Raw genomic sequence first — 21,583 nt, 5'->3', positions numbered from 1 at the left:
AATTCTTTTGCAAATGAATGCTCAATTAACAATCGTTAAAGTAGGAGGAAAAATACTTGAATCTGATGAGGCCCTGAAAAATTTCCTGGATGATTTTTGTGTGCTTCCCAACCCAAAGCTTTTGGTGCATGGCGGTGGAAGGTCTGCTACGCAACTGGCTAAACGTTTAGGGATAGAAACTAAAATGGTGGATGGTAGGCGTATCACCGATTCACATATGCTTGAGGTGGTTACTATGGTGTACGGAGGGCTGGTAAATAAAAAAGTGGTGGCAGCCCTTCAGGCTAAGGGCATTAATTCGCTAGGTCTTACCGGTGCCGATTTAAACCTTGTTAGAGCACATAAGCGTATTGTTAAGGATGTAGACTATGGTTTTGTTGGAGATGTGGATGAAGTAAATGTTGAACTGCTTGCATCTTTAATTGCCAGGGGAATTGTGCCCGTTGTGGCTCCTTTAACACATGATGGTAAAGGACAAATGCTAAATACCAATGCAGATACTATTGCTTCTAATTTGGCCGGAGGACTGGCCAACAATTATTCGGTCCGTTTGGTTTATTGTTTTGAAAAACCGGGAGTGTTAATTCAACCTGACGATGACAGCTCTGTAATCCCTTTCCTTAATCAGCAGTTGTTTCAAATGTATTGTCGGGAAGGTATTATTGCCGAAGGGATGATTCCTAAGCTGGAAAATGGATTTAATGCTTTGTCAATGGGAGTTAATGAGGTGGTTATTACCAATATTGAAGGTTTAACTATTCCGGATAGCGGGACCAGACTCGGAGCTTAGGCTTACCAGGAAACTATTTTTGGGGTTGTCAGATTTGTTGATTCTTATTCTAATCCAATTTAAAGATGTCTATTCATCCATATATTGAGCAGGCAATTGAGCTGTTGAAAGCCATGATTTCTATACCTTCTTTTAGCCGGCAAGAAGGCGATGTGGCTGCAATGTTTGAAGATTTTCTGAAATCGACAGGGATAAATTACTATCAACGGAAAGGTAATAATATCTGGATTAGGTCGAAGAATTTTTCGGATCAATTACCGGTTGTTTTACTTAATTCTCATATCGATACGGTTCGTCCTTCATCCAACTGGAGCAAAGATCCTTTTTCGCCGTATGAGGAAGATGGTAAAATATTCGGGTTAGGAAGTAATGATGCCGGTGCTTCCGTGGTTGCACTGCTGACTGTTTTCCGTTTACTTGAGGAAATGCAACAACCATTTAATTTAATTTATTCAGCAACGGCCGAAGAAGAAATCTCCGGAGATGAGGGTGTGGCTTCTATCCTGGAAGAAATAGGTCCCATCGATTTGGGGATAGTGGGGGAGCCAACACAAATGCAGATGGCTGTGGCAGAAAAAGGGTTAATGGTGATTGATGGCATTGTTAAGGGGGTTAGTGGTCATGCCGCACGCAAAGAAGGTGTAAATGCCATATATAAAGCACTGCCGATAATTGAGTGGTTTAAGAATTATCGTTTTCCCTTGGTTTCGGATTTACTTGGTCCAGTGAAGATGACTGTGACAGGTATCGAAGCTGGCACTCAGCATAATGTGATACCAGATGAATGTCGTTTTATGGTGGATGTGCGTGTTAATGAGCATTATCAAAACAAGGAACTATTTCATTTAATTTCGCAAAATGTTAATTGTGAGCTAAAAGCCCGATCCTTTAGACTGAATAGCTCTTTTATTCCAACTGATCATCCTTTGGTTAAACGTGGTGAAACGTTGGGGCTTCGAAAATTTGGATCCCCCACCACTTCTGATCAAGCCCGAATGCCTTTTACCACTATTAAAATTGGACCTGGAGATTCGGCTCGTTCCCATACCGCTGATGAATTTATCTGTGTTCAGGAAATTATTGAGGGGGTAAATACTTATTATAATTTATTAAAGGATTTGTATATTTATCCTGTTTGAAATAATTTTAAATAAGCTGTTTTTTCAATGCCACAGAAAGTAAATTGATGTTTTTTTAAAATAATGCTTTATTTTTGTGATGATTTTGTTCGATTTTCTTCAAATTGGTTGGAGAATGTAAATGAATGTTTTTGAACCCTGATTGTATATTATTCAAGAAAGAAGAATTTCTGTTGGTAGAATGAGATGATATGTTGCTTTGATGTGCTGCTGGTCATGGTTAATTGTCTCATTCATTAAGTTTCGAAGTTTATTTCCGTTGCCTATACAAGGGCATTTTCTACCCGTTTAAAGGGATTATTTTTGAGCTTTTGGCAAATATTGGGAAATTAAAGCCAAGTATTCGTTTTCCTTTAAAAGCGTTGATTTGAGGTTGGGGAAACGTCAAAAAAATCCTGTTTTCATATTTTTTGCATGATCCTTTAAGGCTGAAAATAGCCATAAAGGGATGTTAAGACAGTGGATAATCTTTCTTTTCTCTTTTTTAGTAGTTTCAATTATTCATTGTCTTGCTTGCTATTTCTTGTGAAATGTGACGTGTTGAGAAAGCAGTTGTTTTTGAAGGTTGAACGGTCAAAAATAAGCAGAATGAAACGAGCAAAGACAGGAGGATTTTGGTAATAACAGCCATATGATTAAAAGAGAACAGGTAGAAAAATAAGAGGCGTTTAATGATTTGTGAACAATCATTAGGGTTGGTTTAATTAGCGATTATTGATTAATTGTTGAAAAATTCATTCAGCCAACAAATTAAGTTAGAAGAAAAATTAAATTTAATTTGAATTTCATGAAACTTTGGGATAAAGGTATAACTACCGATAAAAAAATAGAGTTGTTTACTATTGGTAAGGATCGTGAACTTGACCTTCATATAGCCACTTTTGATATTGTGGGTACCATGGCACATGCCATGATGCTTCAGAAAATAGGATTATTATCGGAAGAAGAGTTGAAAGTATTATTACCTGCATTGAAAAATTTGTATCAACAAGCTGTCGAAGGTAAGTTTAAGATTGAAGAGGGAATAGAAGACGTTCATTCTCAGGTTGAATTTGAACTGACAAAGCAACTAGGCGATGTTGGCAAAAAAGTTCACAGTGGTCGTTCTCGAAATGATCAGGTTTTATTGGATCTAAAGCTTTTTGCTCGCCACAAAATAATGGAAATTGTAGAGAAGGTTGAAGCGCTTTTTCAGGTACTTCAAGATAAAAGTGAAAAGCATAAACATGACCTTTTGCCTGGATATACCCATTTGCAAGTTGCAATGCCATCTTCTTTTGGGCTTTGGTTTGGGGCTTATGCCGAAAGTTTGGTGGATGATTTGTTGTTGACCCAGGCAGCATGGAAGGTTGTCAATCAAAATCCTTTAGGTTCAGCCGCTGGATATGGAAATTCTTTCCCGTTAGATCGGGCGTATACAACCAAACTATTAGGCTTTGATGATTTAAATTATAACGTGGTTTATGCTCAAATGGGACGAGGAAAAATGGAACGCACGGTGGCTATGGCCATCTCGTCCATAGCATCCACTCTGGCACGACTCGCAATGGATGCTTGCCTTTATATGAGTCAAAACTTTGGATTTATAAAATTGCCGGATGAGTTTACCACGGGGTCCAGTATTATGCCTCATAAGAAAAACCCGGACGTCTTTGAATTGCTAAGAGCCAGATGTAATAAACTTGCTAATTTGCCTCAAGAAATTGCAGCTATAACCGGAAATCTTCCTTCCGGGTATTTTAGAGATTTACAGATTATTAAAGAGGTGTTTGTTCCTGCCTTCGACGAATTGCTTTCGTGCCTTGATATAACCGCGCTTGCCGTTGGTAACATTGAAATTGTCCAAAATATTATGGACAACGAAGCTTATAAATATGCTTTTAGTGTAGAAGAAGTAAATCGTTTGGTACTTCAAGGTGTTCCTTTTAGGGATGCCTATAAACGGATTGCTTTGGAAATTGAAGAGGGAAAGTTCAATCCCGATACATCAAAGGTAAACCATACGCACGAAGGAAGTATCGGAAACCTTTGCAATGACAAAATTGAGGAAAAAATGAAGAGGGTCCTAAATGGTTTTGCTTTTGAGCATGTTCAATCTGCTTTGAAAAAATTAATTTCATAATTTTAAAAATAAAGTTATATGGCCTTTTTGAAAGAGTTAGCAAAGTCTGCCGTTCAGTCTTGTGATATTGACAAGGATTTATACTTAAAGTACAATGTCAAGAGGGGACTGCGAAATGCAGATTTTTCCGGTGTGTTGGTTGGGTTAACTAACATCGGCGATGTGGTTGGTTACAAGAGGGATGAAAATGGGAAAATCATCCCGGCTCATGGTGAACTTTATTACAGAGGTATTGAATTAAAGGATTTGTGTCGTGGATTTCAAAAAGACGGGCGGCATGGATATGAAGAGGCCGCTTATTTATTACTTTCCGGAAAACTGCCCAATCCCGAACAACTTAAGGAGTTCACCGAAATGCTTGCCCGAGAACGAGAACTGCCTGAGTTTTTTTCGAAAAATATGATATTGTCGCTACGTGGACGCTGCGTGATGAACATGCTGGCACGTTCCGTACTTGGATTATATACCGCCGATGATGAAGCTGAAAACTATTCTCCCGAAAACCTGCTTCGGCAGTCTATTAGCCTAATTGCGAAATTCCCCGTTATTGTGGCTTATGCTTATTATGGCATGCGCCATTCTTATCAAAGGAAATCTTTAATTATTCGTCATCCCCAACCCGAACTAAGTGCTGCTGAGAATTTTCTTTATATGTTAAAAGGGAAGAAATATACCAAGTTGGAAGCCGACTTGCTGGATCTTGCCCTGGTTTTGCATGCCGAGCATGGCGGAGGTAATAACTCTTCTTTTACCACTCGGGTGGTCAGCTCTGCACAAACCGACACTTATTCGGCTATTGCTGCTGCCCTGGGGTCATTAAAAGGTGGATTACATGGCGGTGCCAACCTGAAGGTGGTGAATATGATGAATAATATTAAGATGAATGTTAAAAACTGGGAGGACGAAGAGGAAGTTGCTGCTTATTTGGAAAAAATTCTAAGAAAAGAGGCTAACGATGGTACCGGAAAAATTTATGGTATTGGTCATGCTATTTATACCTTATCGGATCCTCGGGCCGTTCTTTTGAAAGAAAAGGCTGAAGAATTGGCAAAAGAAAAAGGGCGGTTGGATGAATTTAAACTGTATGCTTTGATTGAAAAACTTGCACCTGAAGTATTTTACAAGTTTAAAGGTTCCAATTCCAAAGTGGTTTGTGCCAATGTTGACTTTTATTCAGGTTTTGTTTATCAATGTCTGGAAATCCCGGAAGAGATTTATACACCGATATTTGCTGTGGCTCGCATCGCCGGGTGGTGTGCCCATCGTATTGAAGAAGTAACTTGTTCCAGCCGTAGAATTATTCGGCCTGCTTATAAGGCGGTTTCTCCCAAGCTTAAGTATGTTCCGCTTCGGAATAGAGAATAGAAAGTATGAATATTTATTCCGAAAAAGTGGTGTAATTTATAAATATTCAATTTTTTTACTTCTGAAAGGCGTTTCCCTGCAAAAAATTTCATACTTTTGCAACCATAGTATTGTATTGCCGAAAGAGGACAATGCATTTGTCGATTCCGACAAGTGCATTTTTTACAGGAAATGTGCATTTTTATTTAATTGTTTTTAATATGCCTGATTTTAAGTCTATTAAGTTGGTGTTGGAAGATGGTACGGTTTTTAAAGGGAAATCTTTTGGGTATCATAAATCTGTGGCAGGTGAGGTGGTTTTTAATACTGCCATGACAGGTTATCCAGAAAGTTTAACGGATCCATCGTATGAAGGTCAAATTTTGGTATCTACTTATCCATTGGTTGGTAATTATGGAGTCCCAAATAAAGAGCGGGAAAATGGTATTCTAAAGTATTTTGAATCGGATCGTATACATGTAAAAGGTTTTGTAATTTCCGATTATTCTTTCGAGTACAGTCATTGGAATGCGCGTGAGAGTTTGGGAGAATGGCTTAAAGAGCATAAAGTTCCTGGTATTTTTGGTGTCGACACTAGGGCGCTGACAAAAATTTTGCGCGAAAAAGGAACCATGCTTGGTAAAATTGAAACAGAAGAGGAAACGGTTGACTTTTTTGATCCCAATAAAGAAAATTTGGTGGCGCGGGTTAGTACACGTGAAAAGAAGACTTTTGGTAACGGAAAATACAAAATTGTTTTAGTAGATACCGGAGGAAAATATAATATCATTCGTTGTTTACTCAAAAGAGATACTACCGTTACTGTTGTTCCCTGGGATTATGATTTTAACAATGATGATTACGATGGTATTATGTTGGCGAATGGGCCCGGTGACCCTCAAATGTGTGATGCTACCATTAATAATGTTAGCAAGGCATTAAAAGGCGATAAACCTATTTTTGGCATTTGTCTGGGTAATCAGTTGCTTGGAACGGCCGCCGGAGGTACTACTTATAAATTGAAATATGGGCATCGTGCTCACAATCACCCCGTAATAAAAGTTGGCACTGGAACTTGTTATATAACTAGTCAGAATCATGGTTACGTTCTTGATGCCGATAGTTTAAACGATGAGTGGGAACCTTTATTTATTAATATTAACGATAATACAAACGAGGGAATTCGTCATAAGTCCAAACCTTTCTTTTCTACACAATTTCATCCAGAAGCCTCAAGCGGACCTACCGACACCGAATTTCTGTTTGATGAATTTATTAATCTGATTAAAAAATGGAAGGGTGATTGATAATACCTTTTTAATCCTACTGCTACCTTTAATGACATATGTTTTATCAATTCATTTGCTAAAGCTAGCAGTAGGATTATTGGTATTTATATCGATGTTATTAGCTTATTAGGTTTTATTGCGCCACCCTTAATATATTTTTATGTAGGCAGCTCTGCCGCTACATTATTGGGCTTCCGGTTGAGGACGTGAGGATTGTTCTTCCGATTCAGTTTTTTCTTTCCATCTTTTATCAAATTTTTTTATGGCATATTCTGATGCAAAATACCCTATTGCTATAGTTGCCAGCCATATACAATACATGAGGACCGATCCTAAATAACTCATATCTATTTTCTTATTGAATGGTTCTACAATAGTTTTCCCTAAATTGGTTTTATCTGTAAACGGGAACTCCGTGTGTACTTTAACTTACCTGCGGCAAATATTTGAATTTTTTATGATGCAATTGAGTAAACACAGAGTTTTCCCGGTTTTTTATACACTCTTTTTTTAATAAAAATGTGCTTCGCCCGATGATAATTCATCTTTGGTAAGCTTCTTTTTATTTATGGCACGCCAGGTATACCAAATGTAAGCGGCTACAAATGGAACCAGTAATGAAACATAGCTCATCACTGTTAAAGTAAAATGGCTTGATGAGGCATTCATTATGGTCAGAGAACTCTGGATATCCACCTTTGATGGATAAAAAGCAGTATTGTTAAAACCTGCAATCAGAAATAATGAGAATACTGCCAGAAAAGTTCCCGGGCCTGTGTACCAAATTCCGGAAGAGGAATTTTTAAATAGTGTCTTCGCTATGCCTAAAATAACTAATACTACAGCTGCCAGAAATAGTATCAGAACCAAGGGCATTTCTATAAGATTATAAAAGTATTTGTACGGTTGCAGGTAAATATTCCCATTTTCGGGATTAACTGCATAACCCTCACGTAACAGTAACCAAATAACAAATATCAGAAACAGAATCAAGAATGGGATGGCATTATACCACAACTGTTTTTGGATTCTGACTGCAATGTTTTTGTCATCAATGGTGTTACGGAAATAAAGAAGTCCTAGCGTACGGGCAAGAAAAAACAGGGCCAAACCTAAAGTTAAATTATGAACATTAAACAATAGTTCTATGCCCCGTAAAGGAGATTCCCATTGCATTTCATTCATTTCAGAAATAGTAAATGAAGAACCTGTAAAAAAACTGGCCACAACTATGCCCAATAAAAATGAGCCTATTAACCCGTTAATGAATAGGAATGTTTCATAGGTCCTGGCGCCAAAAACATTACCTTTTCGATTCCTAAATTCGTATGACACTGCTTGCAGAATAAAAGCAAACAATAAAATCATCCATGCCCAATAAGCACCCCCAAAACTAGTGCTGTAAAATAATGGGAAAGAAGCAAAAAAGGCACCGCCAAATGTTACTAAAGTCGTAAAGGTGAATTCCCATTTCCGGCCTAAGGCATTGATCAGGAGGGTGCGTTCTTCCGGTGTCTTTCCGGTTTGGTAGATGAGTGTTTGACCCCCTTGTACAAACATTAAAAAGACCAGGGCACCGCCCAATACCGAAATGATTACCCACCAGTATTGTTGAAGAGCCAGATGTGACAGTGATTCAAACATGGTTTATGTCCTCCTTCTTTTGTGGTCCTACTTTTATTTGTTTTAACATGATTCTAATTTCGGCAATAAACAAACCGATAAAGGTAATGGCGAATAAAATGAATGTGGTCATCACCGACCCTACATCAATTTGCGTTACCGCCTTCATGGTTGGCATTAAGTCTTGAATTACCCAAGGCTGACGCCCTACTTCAGCAACAATCCATCCAGCTTGTGAGGCAATATATACAAGGGGGATGGACCATACTCCTGCCCATAGTAACCAACGTTGGGTGTGTAATTGATTTTTCATAATTAAATAAAGAAATACTACAAATAGCAAGAGAAATAATCCCCCTAGAATAACCATTATATGGAAGGCATAAAAGGTCATAGAGATGGGTGGAACCATCATAAAGGCATTTTTTTCCAATTTTTCCGGGTCGGGGTCATAATAGTTACCATATCCAAAGTATTGAACATTGTTCTTTATGAAAACAGGATCCCGGAATTTTGCCTTTAAGGCATTAGCTTCCTGACCGTCAGGGTCTTCTTTTATGGCTTCTTTTAGTGCTATTAGGGCTTGTTGGGCTTCATAACCTCGCTTAATTTTTTCTTTATAAGAGAGGATGCCTTTTTCTTCGTTACCTAAAATAAGATCCTTGATCCCTGCCACGAAACTTTCTCCGTCGCCATAGGCCAGCCACGAAAGCATTGAAGGTATCTCTATCTTAAATAAAAAATCGGCCTGGCTATCTGCGGTTAGCTCTTTGTCGGCCCCACGTAATATGCCAAATGCTACCAATGGAGCACCACTTTGGCCTTCATACAGCGCTTCCATGGCAGCCAACTTCATGGGTTGGGTTTTTACAATTTCTTTGGCAGAACTATCTCCCGACCAAATTAAAACCAGAGAGCTGAGAAGACCAAAAACCGAGGCAATAACAATACTGCGTTTGGCAAGTAATTGCTCACGATGCTTCAGAAGATACCAGCTGCTGACGCCTATCACAAATATGGCTGCCAATACAAAGCCGGATGTTATAGTATGTACAAATTTATTGACGGCTGTTTCCGATAAAAAGACATCCCAAAAATTGGTCATTTCATTGCGGGCCGTTTCCGGATTAAAAAAGGTGCCTACCGGGTTTTGCATCCAAGCATTGGCTACCAGAATCCATATAGCACTCAGACTAGCGCCCAAAGCTGTTAACCACGTTGACAAAAGGTGAAAGCGTTTACTTACCTTGTCCCACCCAAAAAACATTACCGCAATAAAAGTACTTTCCAAAAAGAAGGCCATGATTCCTTCAATGGCTAACGGTGCACCAAAAATGTCTCCTACAAACCAGGAATAGTTACTCCAGTTGGTCCCAAATTCAAATTCCAGGATTATGCCGGTTGCCACTCCTATCGCAAAGTTGATTCCAAATAGTTTCATCCAAAACTTGGTGATCCTTTTCCATTCCGGATCTCCTGTTTTAACATACATGGTTTCCATGTAGGCCATGATATACGACAGGCCAAGAGTTAACGGTACAAAAAGCCAATGGAACATGGCCGTTAAAGCAAATTGGCCACGTGACCAATTGACCAGTGTGAAGTCAATGTTCTCAAGCATTGTTTCAGGCGTTTAATGGTTATTTGTTTTATATTTCACATGTTATGGTTATCCATTGGGTAAACTCCAAACTAGATATTTAATTGTTTAGGGTTGGATTGGTTATGTTTTCGATTACATAATTTGCTCTTTCCGAGTCTGTTTGAAAGTTTGTTTGTAAATGGTCGGGGAAAAAGAACAGCCGAAGTACAACAAACATAATGAATAGCTTGATGAGAATAATGACCCATAAAGCTCTTCCCCATGCCGGAAGTCCTTGAAAGCCGCTGACATAAAAGTCGACAATTTTTTTTACCTTTTCCATGTTTATCCTTCTTTATTGGATGGCTTTATTTTTATGTTTTGTTGTTCGATAAATCTCTTTTCTAATTACATAATTCATCTTTTAACTATTAATTTGACACGGTTGAAAGTTTTAATCGCCTATTAATATATAAAAATATTTGTATTTTCTTGTTAAGTAATGGCGTTGAAAAATTTTTTCAATCCTTTAAATTTGAATTAAATAACTGGCAGGTGGTTGAAATCTTAAGTAGAAGCATATTGGCATTTCTTTCCCGTATTGAAAAACGCACCTGTTTAAAAAACAAATTAACATGAAATAGCCTTTGGATTTTGGTGTGCTAAAATAAAAAAATAAATAGGAACTGCAATACCTAAATTGGGTATTTTATTTTGCCTTATAAGACCTGTTGGTTGAAGCTGGGAGTTATGAAATTGAGTCAAAGTGTTTTTTAAGGCGAATATTTACGTTTGTCCATTCTTATGAAATTTATTTAAATTGCTGATCGAATGGGCGAACCATGTTTCCCTCAAATCATGGAATTGAAAAGATTCCCTTCTGCCTGTGCACATTATTAATGTGATAAACTTAAATTGGTCATGCTTGTTTTGTCTGAAAAAGTCTGAGTTAAGGGAGAATTATCAAACTTAACTATATGGTAAATTTTTTTAGTTAAAGTAACTTGAGCTATAATTTAGAAATTAAGTGTTTCTTTTAGCTTTCTGTAGCCATTTCGACTGATCTTCAATCGTTGACCTTGAGTCATCACTGCCACGTAGGTGTCTTTGTCGTAGGGTTCCAAGCGTTCTACGAAATTGACATTGACAATAAATGAGCGGTGAATGCGAACAAATTGAGTGCTGTCGAGATTTTCCTCATAATAGCGCATTGTTTGAGCTTTCAAATGCCTTGATTTTTCTGAATAGATCATTACGTAATCTTCATTGGCTTCAATATAACTGATTTTATTAACAGGAATCACATGCATTTTATTTCCTGTCTTTACTACAATGCGTTTAAGAGGAGTGTTTGAATTTTCGGAATGTTTAATTAAAAGATTTGTCGCATCGGTTTTTTCCCCTTTGTTAAGTTGTTCCAACACTTTTCCCATTGCTTTGTTGAAGCGATCTTGAGAGTAAGGTTTTAGGAGGTAATCAACCGCACTCATTTCAAATGCTTTTAATGCGTACCGATCATAGGCCGTTGAAAAGACCACAACAGGAATTTCGTCTAAGACTTCCAACAGTTCAAGTCCGGAAACTTTTGGCATTTGGACATCTAAAAAGATAATATCCGGCTTTAATTCCTGGATGGCTTTTAAAGCTTCAAAACCATTGCTGCATTCTCCTATCACCGAAATGTTCGGGTGATCATTTAAATATGAACGGATTACCGTTCGTGCCGGTGGTTCATCATCAATAATCAGTGCGGTAAAATTGGATTTAGGCATGACTTATTCGTTTGGGAATAGAAAAGTTAACTTCAAAAAAATTACTTTCTTGCTTTGTTGAAAAAAGGTCATTTCGATTGTAGAAAAGAAAAAGTTTGTTTCGGATATTGTCAAGTCCTACTCCTTCTCCTTTTACCGGGGTGCTCTCTGGATCAAAGTTGTTTGAAACAGTTATTATTAGGTAATTGTTTTGAATATAACATGATGTGTGTATGTGTACCGGTTCAATACTTTCATGCAGCCCATGTTTGATGGCATTCTCAAAAACCGGTTGTAATAGCATCGCAGGGATATATACATCTAAACATTCCTCTGAAATATCAAAATTACAATTAAGTCGGTCTCCAAATCTTACTTTTTCAATGTCCAGGTAGCGACGCATATTGTTTAACTCCTCACGAAGAGGTAGCATCGATTCCGTATTGTTACGAAGCGAATACCTTAAAAAGTCCGACAATTTAGTTACCATTTGACCGGCACTTTGAGGATCAGTGATTGTTAATGAATTGATGGAATTTAAACTGTTAAAAAGAAAATGGGGATTTAGCTGGGCTTTTAAAGCTTTAAGTTCCGCTTCTTTTACCATTTTTTTTAATTGTTCTTCCTTAATTGTTTTTTCTTCGATGTGTTTAAAAAAATCAATGATATGATATAGGGATAGTTGCAAGGATAATAAAAGGGTTCCAATGGCCGCTCGCAGAGGGAGACTGTCTCTGGTAAAAGTTACATATTCATGGGAATCTCCTAAAAATAACTGTGATAAAAGATATGATGCTCCTAGCCATAGGATTAAGGTAATCAGGCAGATTATGGCATGGTTTACAAAATAATATAAGTTAGGTCTTATAATCTTGTTCTGTGCTGTATTCCTGCTGTTTGGCGAATAGGCCAATGGGAAATATAATGATAAAGAGAGTATCATTAATATCAAATTGTAAATGGCTGAATCAGAAATGGCTTGACCTTCTGTTAGGGCAGTGTATTCTACTAAAATTCCGGCATGGATGAAAAATAAAATAAACCAACCCAGAACATAGACAATAAAGATTCTTTTTTGGGCCAATATTGGGTGTAGCATGGCTTGTCTTATTGCATTTAGGTTACTTTGTTCATTGGCCGAATGGAACTCGCATGACCATTTGTTAATACATGTTCTTGTTGTGACAAACTTTCTTGGTTATGCTCGCCTCATTAGTATAAAAATTATCAAATTTATTGGTCTGGTGTAGCTTCGGATTACATTTAGAATGATTCTTGCTATGACAAACTTTTATGGGCAGGCTTGTTGTATTGTAAAATACAATATATTAATAATTGCTTAATTCGCCTCCTCCAAATACAATTACTCCTTTTATGGTCAATGTTGGTTGTGTTGAGGATTCGGTTTTAGTGGTTTCAAAAACTCTTTTATCTGCAAAACCACCTAATATGCTTGTTACTTCAATTCTAATTTGCCAATCGCGCGGAACGATCAACTTGGTTCCTCCAAATATGTTTACCATTTCGATAACAGCCCCTTCGGGTGCAAGGGTAGATTGATTAAAGTAAATTTCATTTCCTCCAAATATAGAGATGATTTCTCCCCCTTTGAAATTGGGTGAATCAACTTTCCGAACGGTGCCACTAAAAATCGCTATTTCTTCCAAATATTCATTAATTTGTGAGCTTTTTGTTTGATTTTTAAAAATCTGCATCCTTCTTTTCTTGGCATTAAGAAATAAAAGGCCTACTAGAATCAGTAAGACCGGCCAGTAATTCCAATATTGGGAAACGTCTATCCCGGGAAATATGTCAGGTAAAATTATTATAAACCAAATGGCTAAATATATTATGGAAGGAATTATTTTTTGCTTGGCAATGTTAATTATTGCCAAAAGTAAAAATATGGATGGCCAGGAATAAAGAAGCTGCCAAAGGTGTGACGGTATCAATCCTAAATTCCCTGCCAATAAAACAGCACCAGCTAGTATTAAAACTATGCCTATTGAAGAATTATTATTCTTGCAACAAGGAGATTGGCTTTTAGTTGCCATGTTTAAATGTTTTTTATTGTACATAATGATTCATTATTGAAGAGAATGATATACTAGTTTAATTGTTTAAGCAGAATTTCATTTTAATCTCATTGTTTATAAATAGCCTTGGTTGTTTATTTGTGTAAAACCTTCTTAAAAAATGGTCAAGCGGAACTTGTGGTTATTGATTAATGGTTAGGTATTAGTAATCAACACTAATGACTGTTCACTGAACACTGTTGACCACCCGCTAAAAACTTTTTCTGCCTGTGTACTTCTGCCTAAATATTTTAATACATGTTCTTGTTGTGACAAACCCTCTTGGTCATACTCGTTTTTTCTGAATTTTGGCTCTGCTTCATCCCGGTAATTGGCAATCTTAAATTGATTTGGATGAATAGATTGGTGATAACAAAGTTAATATGTTTAACTTTTTATAAAATGGGATTATCGATAAACAATAGGATTTTCAAGATAAAATGCGATAGTGTTCTGTTACCGGTTGCAATGGAAGATAAAAAAGCGCAAAATTATCGCACAATCATGTTTCTTAAAAATTGGTAAATTATAAGATAAAGTGGTTGTAAATTTGATAAATGTAAATAAAATCGCTAATTTTGTTTCGAAAAATAAGTTTTTTCAAGTTATTAGTGATAGTGTAAAAGTTTTGGCTGTGTAACTGCAGTCAGTCATAGTGTTTTCTCCATAAAAAGTAGTTAGGTATGCAGCAACGTTTTCCGAAAGTTCAGGGTTTGTACGACCCGGCTAATGAGCATGATAATTGTGGAATTGGTTTTGTGGCGCACATTAAAGGAAAACCCTCCAATGACATTGTCCAAAAAGGCTTGGAAGTTCTGGTGAATATGACTCACCGGGGCGCCGAAAGTGCCGATAATAAATCGGGCGACGGGGCAGGTATTTTATTGCAGGTGCCTCATCAATTTTTTAATTCCCTTTCATTTGACTTGCCACCGGCCGGAAGTTATGGTACCGGCTTGATCTTTTTGCCTTCGAATCCCGAAAGTGCTAAAGCTTGTCTTGATATTTTGAATCAGAATATTATTGAAGAGGGGCTTTCTCTTATCGGGTATCGTGATGTGCCTGTTGATTCGGGTGTTATTGGTGAGATTGCAAGGAGCAGCGAGCCTGTTATTCGACAGGTGTTTGTAACAGGTGATTTTAAAGAACAGGATGCCCTCGAACGTAAATTATATCTCCTCAGAAAGGTGACCGAAAATGCCGTTCGGAATTCCAATATTAAAGGAAAGGATTGCTTTTATATCGTAAGTCTTTCTTCAAAAGTTTTTATTTATAAAGGGATGCTAACCCCTGCTCAGTTGGGTCAATATTTCCTCGATCTTCAGGACCCACGCATGGCCAGCGCTATCGCATTGGTTCACTCCCGCTTTAGTACCAATACCTTTCCTACCTGGGATTTGGCTCAACCTTTCCGCATTCTGGCTCATAACGGCGAAATTAATACTATTAAAGGCAACCGTTTATGGATGCAGGCTCGGGAAGGTTTGCTGGAATCTGACATGTTTGGTGAAGATTTAAAAAAGTTATTCCCCATTATTGAAGAGGGAAAGAGCGATTCGGCCTCACTCGATAATGTGCTTGAATTTTTATTCCTGGCCGGACGATCATTACCCCATGCTCTCACAATGTTGATCCCGGAATCATGGAACGATAAAAATCCGATTCCGCCTAGTCTTAAAGCTTATTATGAGTACCATAGTACCATTATGGAACCTTGGGATGGTCCGGCATCCATCGTCTTTTCCGATGGACGATATATCGGAGGTACTCTCGACCGAAACGGACTTCGTCCTTCTCGCTATGTGATTACTGATGATGACCTCATTGTTATGGGATCGGAAGTGGGCGTGCAGACTTTCCCTGCCGATAAAATTGTGGCTAAAGGACGGTTGAAGCCCGGAAAACTTCTCTTGGTTGACACCAGATTAGGAATTATCATCCCTGATGAAGAGATTAAAGCTCAGTTATCTCGTCGCCATCCTTATGAAAATTGGCTGAAAGAGAATAGAATTAGTTTGAAGGATATCGAAGTTAAACATAGGGTTCCTTCGCAACTGGGCGAAAAATATGATGTTTATCTTAAAACTTTTGGGTATAACAAAGAGGAGATAGAACGCATTATTTCTCCAATGGCCCAAACCGGTGTAGAACCCTTGGGATCGATGGGGAATGATGCACCAATGGCTATTTTTTCTGAAAAGCCTCAGAGGTTGTTCAACTATTTCCGACAACTTTTTGCACAGGTTACCAATCCGCCTATTGATCCTATTCGGGAAGGATTGGTGATGGCTCTGACCAATTATATTGGCTCTGTTTCGAAAAATCTATTGGTCGAAAATCCTGAGCATTGTCGGTCTATTAAATTTGCCAGCCCGATCATTACCAATACCGATCTTGGTAAAATTAAAGACTATCGTCGTGAGGAGTTTACGCATGTTACTATCCCCATGTTGTTCCGGGCGTCTGAAGGAGGAAAAGGGCTGGAAAAAGCTTTGGAGGATATTTGCCGCCAAGCTGAAAAGGCGGTTGATGATGGTAATAATTACATCATCCTGAGCGACCGCGACGTAAGTCTCGAATATGCAGCTATCCCTTCCTTATTGGCAACAGCTACGGTACATCATCATCTCATTAAAGCCAAGAAAAGAATGCAGGTGGGGTTAATTGTTGAGACTGGGGAAGCAAGAGAAGTGATGCATTTTGCATTGTTGCTTGGCTATGGTGCAAGCGTCATTAACCCCTATGTTTGTTTTGCTACCATTAACCAACTGGTTGAACAGGGTAAAATTGAAGGTCCTTATCATGAGGCGCGACAACGTTATATTAAAGCCGTCGATAAAGGGATCCTGAAAATATTGTCGAAAATGGGGATTTCTACCCTGCGCAGTTATCATGGCGCCCAAATTTTTGAAGCCATAGGGATTTCCCAAAAAGTTATCGACAAATGCTTTACCGGTACCACATCTCGCATTGGAGGTATTGGTTTTGATGAAATAGCTCAAGAAGCGCTGGAATTTCATCAAAAGGCCTTTGATGAGTCGTTACCCAAAGGCCCGTACGAAACAGCCGGTATCTACGCTTATCGAAAATATGGTGAAAAACATGCCTGGAATCCCGAAACCATTGGGTTGCTTCAATGGGCTACCTCTCGTAATGATTACCAAAAATATAAGGAATACTCTTCTATCGTCGAGAAAGACAATAAAAAACCCTTGTTTCTGAGGGGATTCCTGAAATTTAAAACCGGAAATCCCATTAATATTGATGAGGTAGAACCGGTGGAAGCTATCATGAAGCGCTTTGTGACAGGGGCTATGAGTTACGGCTCTATTTCGAAAGAGGCGCATGAAGCGCTGGCTATGGCCATGAACGAAATAGGTGGTCGTAGTAACACCGGTGAGGGAGGCGAGGATGCCAAACGGTTTAAGTCGCCAGCACGTAGCGCCATTAAGCAGGTTGCCAGTGCCCGATTCGGAGTTACCAATAATTATCTGGTAAATGCCGACGAGTTGCAGATTAAAATTGCACAAGGGGCTAAACCTGGTGAAGGTGGTCAGCTCCCCGGTTATAAAGTGGATGAGGTAATTGCCAAATTAAGGCACTCTACCCCGGGTATTACCCTTATCTCTCCACCACCGCACCATGATATTTATTCTATTGAGGATTTGGCTCAATTGATTTTCGACTTGAAAAATGCCAACCCCAGGGCTAAAGTTAGTGTTAAGCTGGTATCTGAGACAGGTGTCGGAACAGTGGCTGCTGGTGTTGCAAAAGCACATGCCGACTTGATTGTTATTAGCGGTACCGAAGGAGGAACAGGAGCCAGCCCTACCAGCTCCATCAAATATGCCGGTTTACCTGTTGAACTCGGTTTGGCCGAAGCGCAACAAACGCTTGTTCTTAATAATTTGAGAGGACGGGTTAAGCTCCAAACCGATGGGCAGTTAAAAACCGGACACGATGTGGTTAAAATGGCTTTGCTTGGTGCCGAAGAGTTTGGATTTGCAACTTCCAGTCTTATCGTCCTGGGGTGTGTGATGATGAGAAAATGTCATTTGAACACATGCCCGGCAGGTATTGCAACACAGGATGAAGTATTAAGAAAACGGTTCATAGGAAAGTATAAAAATCTTGTCCATTTCTTTACTTTCATTGCCATGGAAGTGCGGGAAATTTTGGCTCAAATGGGCTATCGTTCTCTTGACGAGATTATTGGGCGAAGCGATCTGTTGGAACAAGACCCGGATGTGAAAACCTGGAAAACTAAGGGCGTCGATCTTTCTGCTTTGTTGCACTTCCCCGAGGAAGGGCACAAGTTCCCTTTGCGGCAAACTATGGAACAAGATCATAAAATTGATGACGTATTGGATCGTAAACTCATTCAAGAGGCCCGACCTGCGTTGCAAAACGGTTCCCGTGTTTGGCTGGCTCACCCCGTCAATAATGTGGACCGAGCTGTAGGGGCAATGCTGTCGGGCGAGGTCTCTCGTATTTATGGAGAAGAAGGCCTTCCCAAAAATACCATCAATTGCTCATTTACCGGCTCGGCAGGCCAAAGTTTTGGGGCTTTCCTCGTCAATGGCGTTAGTTTCAGACTGGAAGGTGATGCCAATGATTATTTGGGAAAGGGTCTTTCCGGTGGGAAAATTGTTGTGGTACCACCTACCGGACATAAATTCAAGGCCGAGGAAAATATTATTGTAGGAAATACTGTCCTTTATGGAGCCACCAGCGGACATCTGTATGTTAGAGGTATGGCCGGTGAACGTTTTGCCGTTCGTAACTCGGGCGCCAATGCAGTAGTGGAAGGGACCGGTGACCATTGTTGTGAATACATGACCGGTGGTCGGGTGGTAGTTATTGGGCCCACAGGACGAAATTTTGCCGCTGGTATGAGCGGAGGAATTGCTTATGTCCTTGATGAAAGTGGAAATTTTGACTTTTTCTGCAATAAAGGATTGGTCGATTTAATGCCGGTTCAAGACTATGATGATATTCAGGAATTGCAATTTCTTTTGCATAAGCATTTATTACATACCAATAGTTCAAAAGCAAGAGAAGTTCTGGTGAATTGGGAAAAGTACTTACCCAAATTTGTTAAAGTTATTCCTTTTGAATACAAAAAAGTGCTAGAACAACAAAAGGTTAAGGAATTGGAGAAAAAACTTAGAGAAACAGAAGATGCACCTTATCTCAGAGAATAAATAATGTAGATAGGTGGAAGTTTACCTTTTAGTCTAGTAGTTTAATCCATTATTGAAGTATTAAAATTTATTTATCTCTGTCGTTTTTAACGGCATGAAAGGTTCGGAAAGGAGTTAATTATGGGAAATCCAAGAGGATTCATAGAAGTTCAGCGTAAAGTGAGTGGAAATCGTCCGGTGGAAGAGCGCGTGGATGATTTTGGTGAAGTTGAACAGACTTTAAATGATGAAGATCGCCGCTTGCAGGCTTCCCGGTGCATGGATTGTGGCATTCCTTTCTGCCATTGGGCCTGTCCGGTTGGAAGTAAGATCCCCGAATGGCAGGATGCCCTTTATCGTGGCGATTATAAACTGGCAAGTGATATCTTGCATTCTACCAATAGTTTTCCGGAGTTCACCGGTAGGGTTTGTCCGGCACCTTGTGAAAAGTCGTGTGTATTGGCAATTCATGACGAGGCGGTTACCATTCGGGAAAATGAGGCTTCTACCGTTGAAAAAGCTCTTAAACTGGGTTTTATTCAACCCAGACCCCCCAAAAAAAGGTCAGGGAAAAAGGTGGCCGTTATTGGTTCCGGCCCCTCCGGACTGTCGGTTGCCGATCAGTTGAATCAGCAAGGACATTATGTAACTGTTTTTGAAAAGGAAGATGCTGTTGGAGGTTTGTTGCGTTATGGCATTCCCGATTTTAAACTAAATAAAAAAGTTATTGACCGAAGACTTAAAATTTTTGAAGCAGAAGGAATTGTGTTTAAAACTAACACTTGTGTGGGTGAGGATATTAGCGGTGAAGAGCTGCTGAAAGAATTTGATGCCGTTGTTTTGGCTATCGGTGCAATGCAACCGCGCGACTTGAAAGTTGAAGGGAGGGATTTGAAAGGTATCTATTTCGCCATGGACTATCTGAAACAACAGAATAAAGTTAATCGGGGTGTTTCATTTTCACCTGAAGAACGTATTGATGCCCGCGGTAAAAAAGTGTTGGTTATTGGAGGGGGGGATACCGGTAGCGATTGTGTTGGTACTGCCAACCGACAAAAAGCTGCTAAAGTTATGCAAATTGAAATATTACCTAAACCACCGGAAAAACGTTCTCCTGATAACCCCTGGCCTTATTGGCCTAATGTTATGAAAGTATCAACTTCGCATGAAGAAGGTTGTGAACGCAGGTGGAGTCTTTCCACACGAAGGTTTATCGGTGAAAATGGACAACTTAAAGCTGTGGAAGTAGTAGAAGTAGAGTGGAATAAGGAAAATGGTAAGTGGGTTATGCAGGAAAAAGAAGATACACTGCAAACCATTGAGGTTGATCTGGTGTTTCTATCTATGGGTTTTGTTCATCCCGTGCATAAAGGGTTAGTTGAAGAGTTACAGTTGGGGCTTGATCAGCGTGGAAACCTTAAGGTTGATGAGAAATTTGCTACAACTCAGACCAAAGTTTTCGCCGCAGGCGATGCTGCTATTGGTGCAAGTTTGGTGGTTACTGCTATAAGCAAAGGGCGTGAGGCCGCTCAGCATATTCATGAGTTTTTATCAAAATAACCACTTTAAGTTTGTTATTTTAGCCGAACAATATCTTCCTTTGGAGCCGGTTTTGTAGAAGAACCGGCTTTTTTTGTTGATTTAAAAAAAAAATGTTCGGGTGAGTATTTTCTTGATAATTAGTTTGTAAGAATCCGCTCTCTTTGGGAAGATGCATTTTTGATGTTTTTTTTGTACGTGTTTGTTATCATTCGTTTGTCATACGTTTAAGGCAAAATTGCGAAGACGTTAATTAATTGTTAACAGAGAGCTGTTTCAATAAAAACACTTTCTGATTTTTAAATTGATAGACCAGAAAAAATGGAGCAACTCATTTCGAACAGAGCAGAGATTCATCCCGATGCGAAAATTGGGAAAAATGTAACTATTGAAGCTTTTGCTAAAATAGATAAAGATGTAGTAATTGGTGATGGCACATGGATTGGATCAAATGCCATTATATATCCTGGTGCACGCATTGGTAAGGATTGTAAGATATTTCCGGGAGCGGTTATTTCTGCTCAACCTCAGGATTTGAAATTTAAAGGAGAGTATACTACCGTGGAGATTGGAGATCGGACCACGGTGCGTGAATATGTAACCATTAATCGTGGAACTGCCGCAAGAGGTGTTACCAGCGTAGGTAATGATACCTTACTGATGGCATACTCTCACCTGGGACATGATGTAAGTGTTGGTAACCATTGTGTAATATCCAATAGTGTGCAACTGGCCGGCGAGGTAGTGTTGGAAGATTGGGTCGTTATTGGTGGCATGAGTGCTGTTCATCAGTTTTGTCGGGTCGGAGCACATGCCATGGTTTCGGGAATGAGTGGCGTATTATCGGATGTTCCTCCTTACTCAAAAGTTTTTGGTGTTCCGGTTGCTTATATGGGAATTAATGTTGTAGGCCTTAAGCGACGTGGCTTCTCTAAGCAGCAAATTGATAATATTCACGAAATTTACAGAGTAATTTACCAACAAGGACGTAACATTTCTCAAGCTTTAGAATATATTCAGACCTATTTGGATCCTAATCCTGAAATGGGAAATATTATTTCTTTCATTAAATCTTCCAAACGGGGTATTGTGAAAAGCGTCTTTAGGCAGACTGCTTCTGTAGAATCCTGAAAGTTTTCGAATATG

15 protein-coding genes are annotated in these 21,583 nt (G+C 39.0%); 8 read left to right on the top strand and 7 right to left on the bottom strand.

All coding sequences use genetic code 11. The annotated features are described in order from the left end of the window. Nucleotides 1-13: 13 nt before the first annotated feature. From argB to carA, 5 genes are all read left to right on the top strand, one after another. Nucleotides 14-790, top strand: coding sequence for an acetylglutamate kinase (argB, locus tag BM130_RS00405; RefSeq protein WP_010527258.1), 777 nt, complete (start codon nt 14-16; stop codon nt 788-790). A 65-nt stretch (nt 791-855) separates the two neighbouring features. Continuing rightward, on the top strand, nt 856-1,929 hold the full coding sequence (locus tag BM130_RS00400) for a M20 family metallo-hydrolase (protein ID WP_010527259.1): 1,074 nt from the start codon (nt 856-858) through the stop codon (nt 1,927-1,929). Between the two features lie 787 nt (nt 1,930-2,716). Continuing rightward, nucleotides 2,717-4,051, top strand: a complete 1,335-nt coding sequence (gene argH / locus BM130_RS00395) for an argininosuccinate lyase (protein WP_010527260.1) — start codon at nt 2,717-2,719, stop codon at nt 4,049-4,051. A gap of 18 nt (nt 4,052-4,069) precedes the next feature. Then, the gene (locus tag BM130_RS00390; protein WP_010527261.1) at nt 4,070-5,416 is read left to right on the top strand and encodes a citrate synthase; all 1,347 of its coding nucleotides are present in this window, start codon (nt 4,070-4,072) and stop codon (nt 5,414-5,416) included. A gap of 200 nt (nt 5,417-5,616) precedes the next feature. Continuing rightward, on the top strand, nt 5,617-6,702 hold the full coding sequence (gene carA, locus BM130_RS00385) for a glutamine-hydrolyzing carbamoyl-phosphate synthase small subunit (RefSeq protein ID WP_029626556.1): 1,086 nt from the start codon (nt 5,617-5,619) through the stop codon (nt 6,700-6,702). Nucleotides 6,703-6,867: 165 nt separating this feature from the next. Here carA and BM130_RS15330 read toward each other — a convergent pair whose 3' ends face one another. The 7 genes from BM130_RS15330 to BM130_RS00355 form a co-directional block, all read right to left on the bottom strand. Continuing rightward, nucleotides 6,868-7,029 carry a hypothetical protein gene (locus tag BM130_RS15330; protein ID WP_169313095.1) on the bottom strand — a complete coding sequence of 54 codons (162 nt, stop codon included), beginning with the start codon at nt 7,027-7,029 and terminating at the stop codon, nt 6,868-6,870. A gap of 165 nt (nt 7,030-7,194) precedes the next feature. Continuing rightward, nucleotides 7,195-8,328 (bottom strand): cytochrome d ubiquinol oxidase subunit II, encoded by a 1,134-nt coding sequence (cydB, locus tag BM130_RS00380; RefSeq protein ID WP_010527263.1) that lies wholly within the window; start codon nt 8,326-8,328, stop codon nt 7,195-7,197. Next, complete coding sequence (locus BM130_RS00375) at nt 8,321-9,928, bottom strand: cytochrome ubiquinol oxidase subunit I (RefSeq protein WP_010527264.1); 1,608 nt, start codon at nt 9,926-9,928, stop codon at nt 8,321-8,323. Before BM130_RS00375 ends, cydB begins: the two co-directional genes overlap by 8 nt. Before the next feature lie 79 nt (nt 9,929-10,007). Further along, nucleotides 10,008-10,232, bottom strand: coding sequence for a DUF4492 domain-containing protein (locus tag BM130_RS00370; RefSeq protein ID WP_010527265.1), 225 nt, complete (start codon nt 10,230-10,232; stop codon nt 10,008-10,010). A gap of 673 nt (nt 10,233-10,905) precedes the next feature. Then, nucleotides 10,906-11,661 (bottom strand): LytR/AlgR family response regulator transcription factor, encoded by a 756-nt coding sequence (locus BM130_RS00365; protein ID WP_010527266.1) that lies wholly within the window; start codon nt 11,659-11,661, stop codon nt 10,906-10,908. Beyond that, nucleotides 11,654-12,739, bottom strand: a complete 1,086-nt coding sequence (locus BM130_RS00360) for a sensor histidine kinase (protein ID WP_010527267.1) — start codon at nt 12,737-12,739, stop codon at nt 11,654-11,656. The genes BM130_RS00365 and BM130_RS00360 overlap by 8 nt, the downstream gene beginning before the upstream one ends. A 229-nt stretch (nt 12,740-12,968) precedes the next feature. Then, the gene (locus BM130_RS00355) at nt 12,969-13,694 is read right to left on the bottom strand and encodes a LiaI-LiaF-like domain-containing protein (RefSeq protein ID WP_010527268.1); all 726 of its coding nucleotides are present in this window, start codon (nt 13,692-13,694) and stop codon (nt 12,969-12,971) included. A 704-nt stretch (nt 13,695-14,398) separates the two neighbouring features. Here BM130_RS00355 and gltB point away from each other — a divergent pair. From gltB to lpxA, 3 genes are all read left to right on the top strand, one after another. After that, the gene (gene gltB / locus BM130_RS00350) at nt 14,399-18,919 is read left to right on the top strand and encodes a glutamate synthase large subunit (RefSeq protein WP_010527269.1); all 4,521 of its coding nucleotides are present in this window, start codon (nt 14,399-14,401) and stop codon (nt 18,917-18,919) included. Nucleotides 18,920-19,039: 120 nt separating this feature from the next. Next, nucleotides 19,040-20,458 (top strand): glutamate synthase subunit beta, encoded by a 1,419-nt coding sequence (locus BM130_RS00345; RefSeq protein WP_010527270.1) that lies wholly within the window; start codon nt 19,040-19,042, stop codon nt 20,456-20,458. Between the two features lie 300 nt (nt 20,459-20,758). Next, a complete protein-coding gene (gene lpxA / locus BM130_RS00340) occupies nt 20,759-21,568 on the top strand; it encodes an acyl-ACP--UDP-N-acetylglucosamine O-acyltransferase (RefSeq protein ID WP_010527271.1) in 810 nt (269 codons plus the stop codon). The last annotated feature ends 15 nt before the right edge of the window (nt 21,569-21,583 follow it).

The sequence above is a fragment of the Thermophagus xiamenensis genome (assembly GCF_900112795.1).
Taxonomy (GTDB): domain Bacteria; phylum Bacteroidota; class Bacteroidia; order Bacteroidales; family Marinilabiliaceae; genus Thermophagus; species Thermophagus xiamenensis.
The sequence above is the reverse complement of the archived record's forward strand: the minus strand, read 5'-3'. Positions and strand labels throughout refer to the sequence as shown.

Coding starts and splice junctions, on each gene's coding strand:
- BM130_RS00375 (WP_010527264.1), bottom strand. CDS start 9,928: ATGCTTGAGAACATTGACTTCACACTGGTCAATTGGTCACGTGGCCAA.
- BM130_RS00400 (WP_010527259.1), top strand. CDS start 856: ATGTCTATTCATCCATATATTGAGCAGGCAATTGAGCTGTTGAAAGCC.
- lpxA (WP_010527271.1), top strand. CDS start 20,759: ATGGAGCAACTCATTTCGAACAGAGCAGAGATTCATCCCGATGCGAAA.
- carA (WP_029626556.1), top strand. CDS start 5,617: ATGCCTGATTTTAAGTCTATTAAGTTGGTGTTGGAAGATGGTACGGTT.
- BM130_RS00365 (WP_010527266.1), bottom strand. CDS start 11,661: ATGCCTAAATCCAATTTTACCGCACTGATTATTGATGATGAACCACCG.
- cydB (WP_010527263.1), bottom strand. CDS start 8,328: ATGTTTGAATCACTGTCACATCTGGCTCTTCAACAATACTGGTGGGTA.
- BM130_RS00360 (WP_010527267.1), bottom strand. CDS start 12,739: ATGCTACACCCAATATTGGCCCAAAAAAGAATCTTTATTGTCTATGTT.
- BM130_RS00345 (WP_010527270.1), top strand. CDS start 19,040: ATGGGAAATCCAAGAGGATTCATAGAAGTTCAGCGTAAAGTGAGTGGA.
- argB (WP_010527258.1), top strand. CDS start 14: ATGAATGCTCAATTAACAATCGTTAAAGTAGGAGGAAAAATACTTGAA.
- gltB (WP_010527269.1), top strand. CDS start 14,399: ATGCAGCAACGTTTTCCGAAAGTTCAGGGTTTGTACGACCCGGCTAAT.
- argH (WP_010527260.1), top strand. CDS start 2,717: ATGAAACTTTGGGATAAAGGTATAACTACCGATAAAAAAATAGAGTTG.
- BM130_RS00355 (WP_010527268.1), bottom strand. CDS start 13,694: ATGGCAACTAAAAGCCAATCTCCTTGTTGCAAGAATAATAATTCTTCA.
- BM130_RS00390 (WP_010527261.1), top strand. CDS start 4,070: ATGGCCTTTTTGAAAGAGTTAGCAAAGTCTGCCGTTCAGTCTTGTGAT.
- BM130_RS15330 (WP_169313095.1), bottom strand. CDS start 7,029: ATGAGTTATTTAGGATCGGTCCTCATGTATTGTATATGGCTGGCAACT.
- BM130_RS00370 (WP_010527265.1), bottom strand. CDS start 10,232: ATGGAAAAGGTAAAAAAAATTGTCGACTTTTATGTCAGCGGCTTTCAA.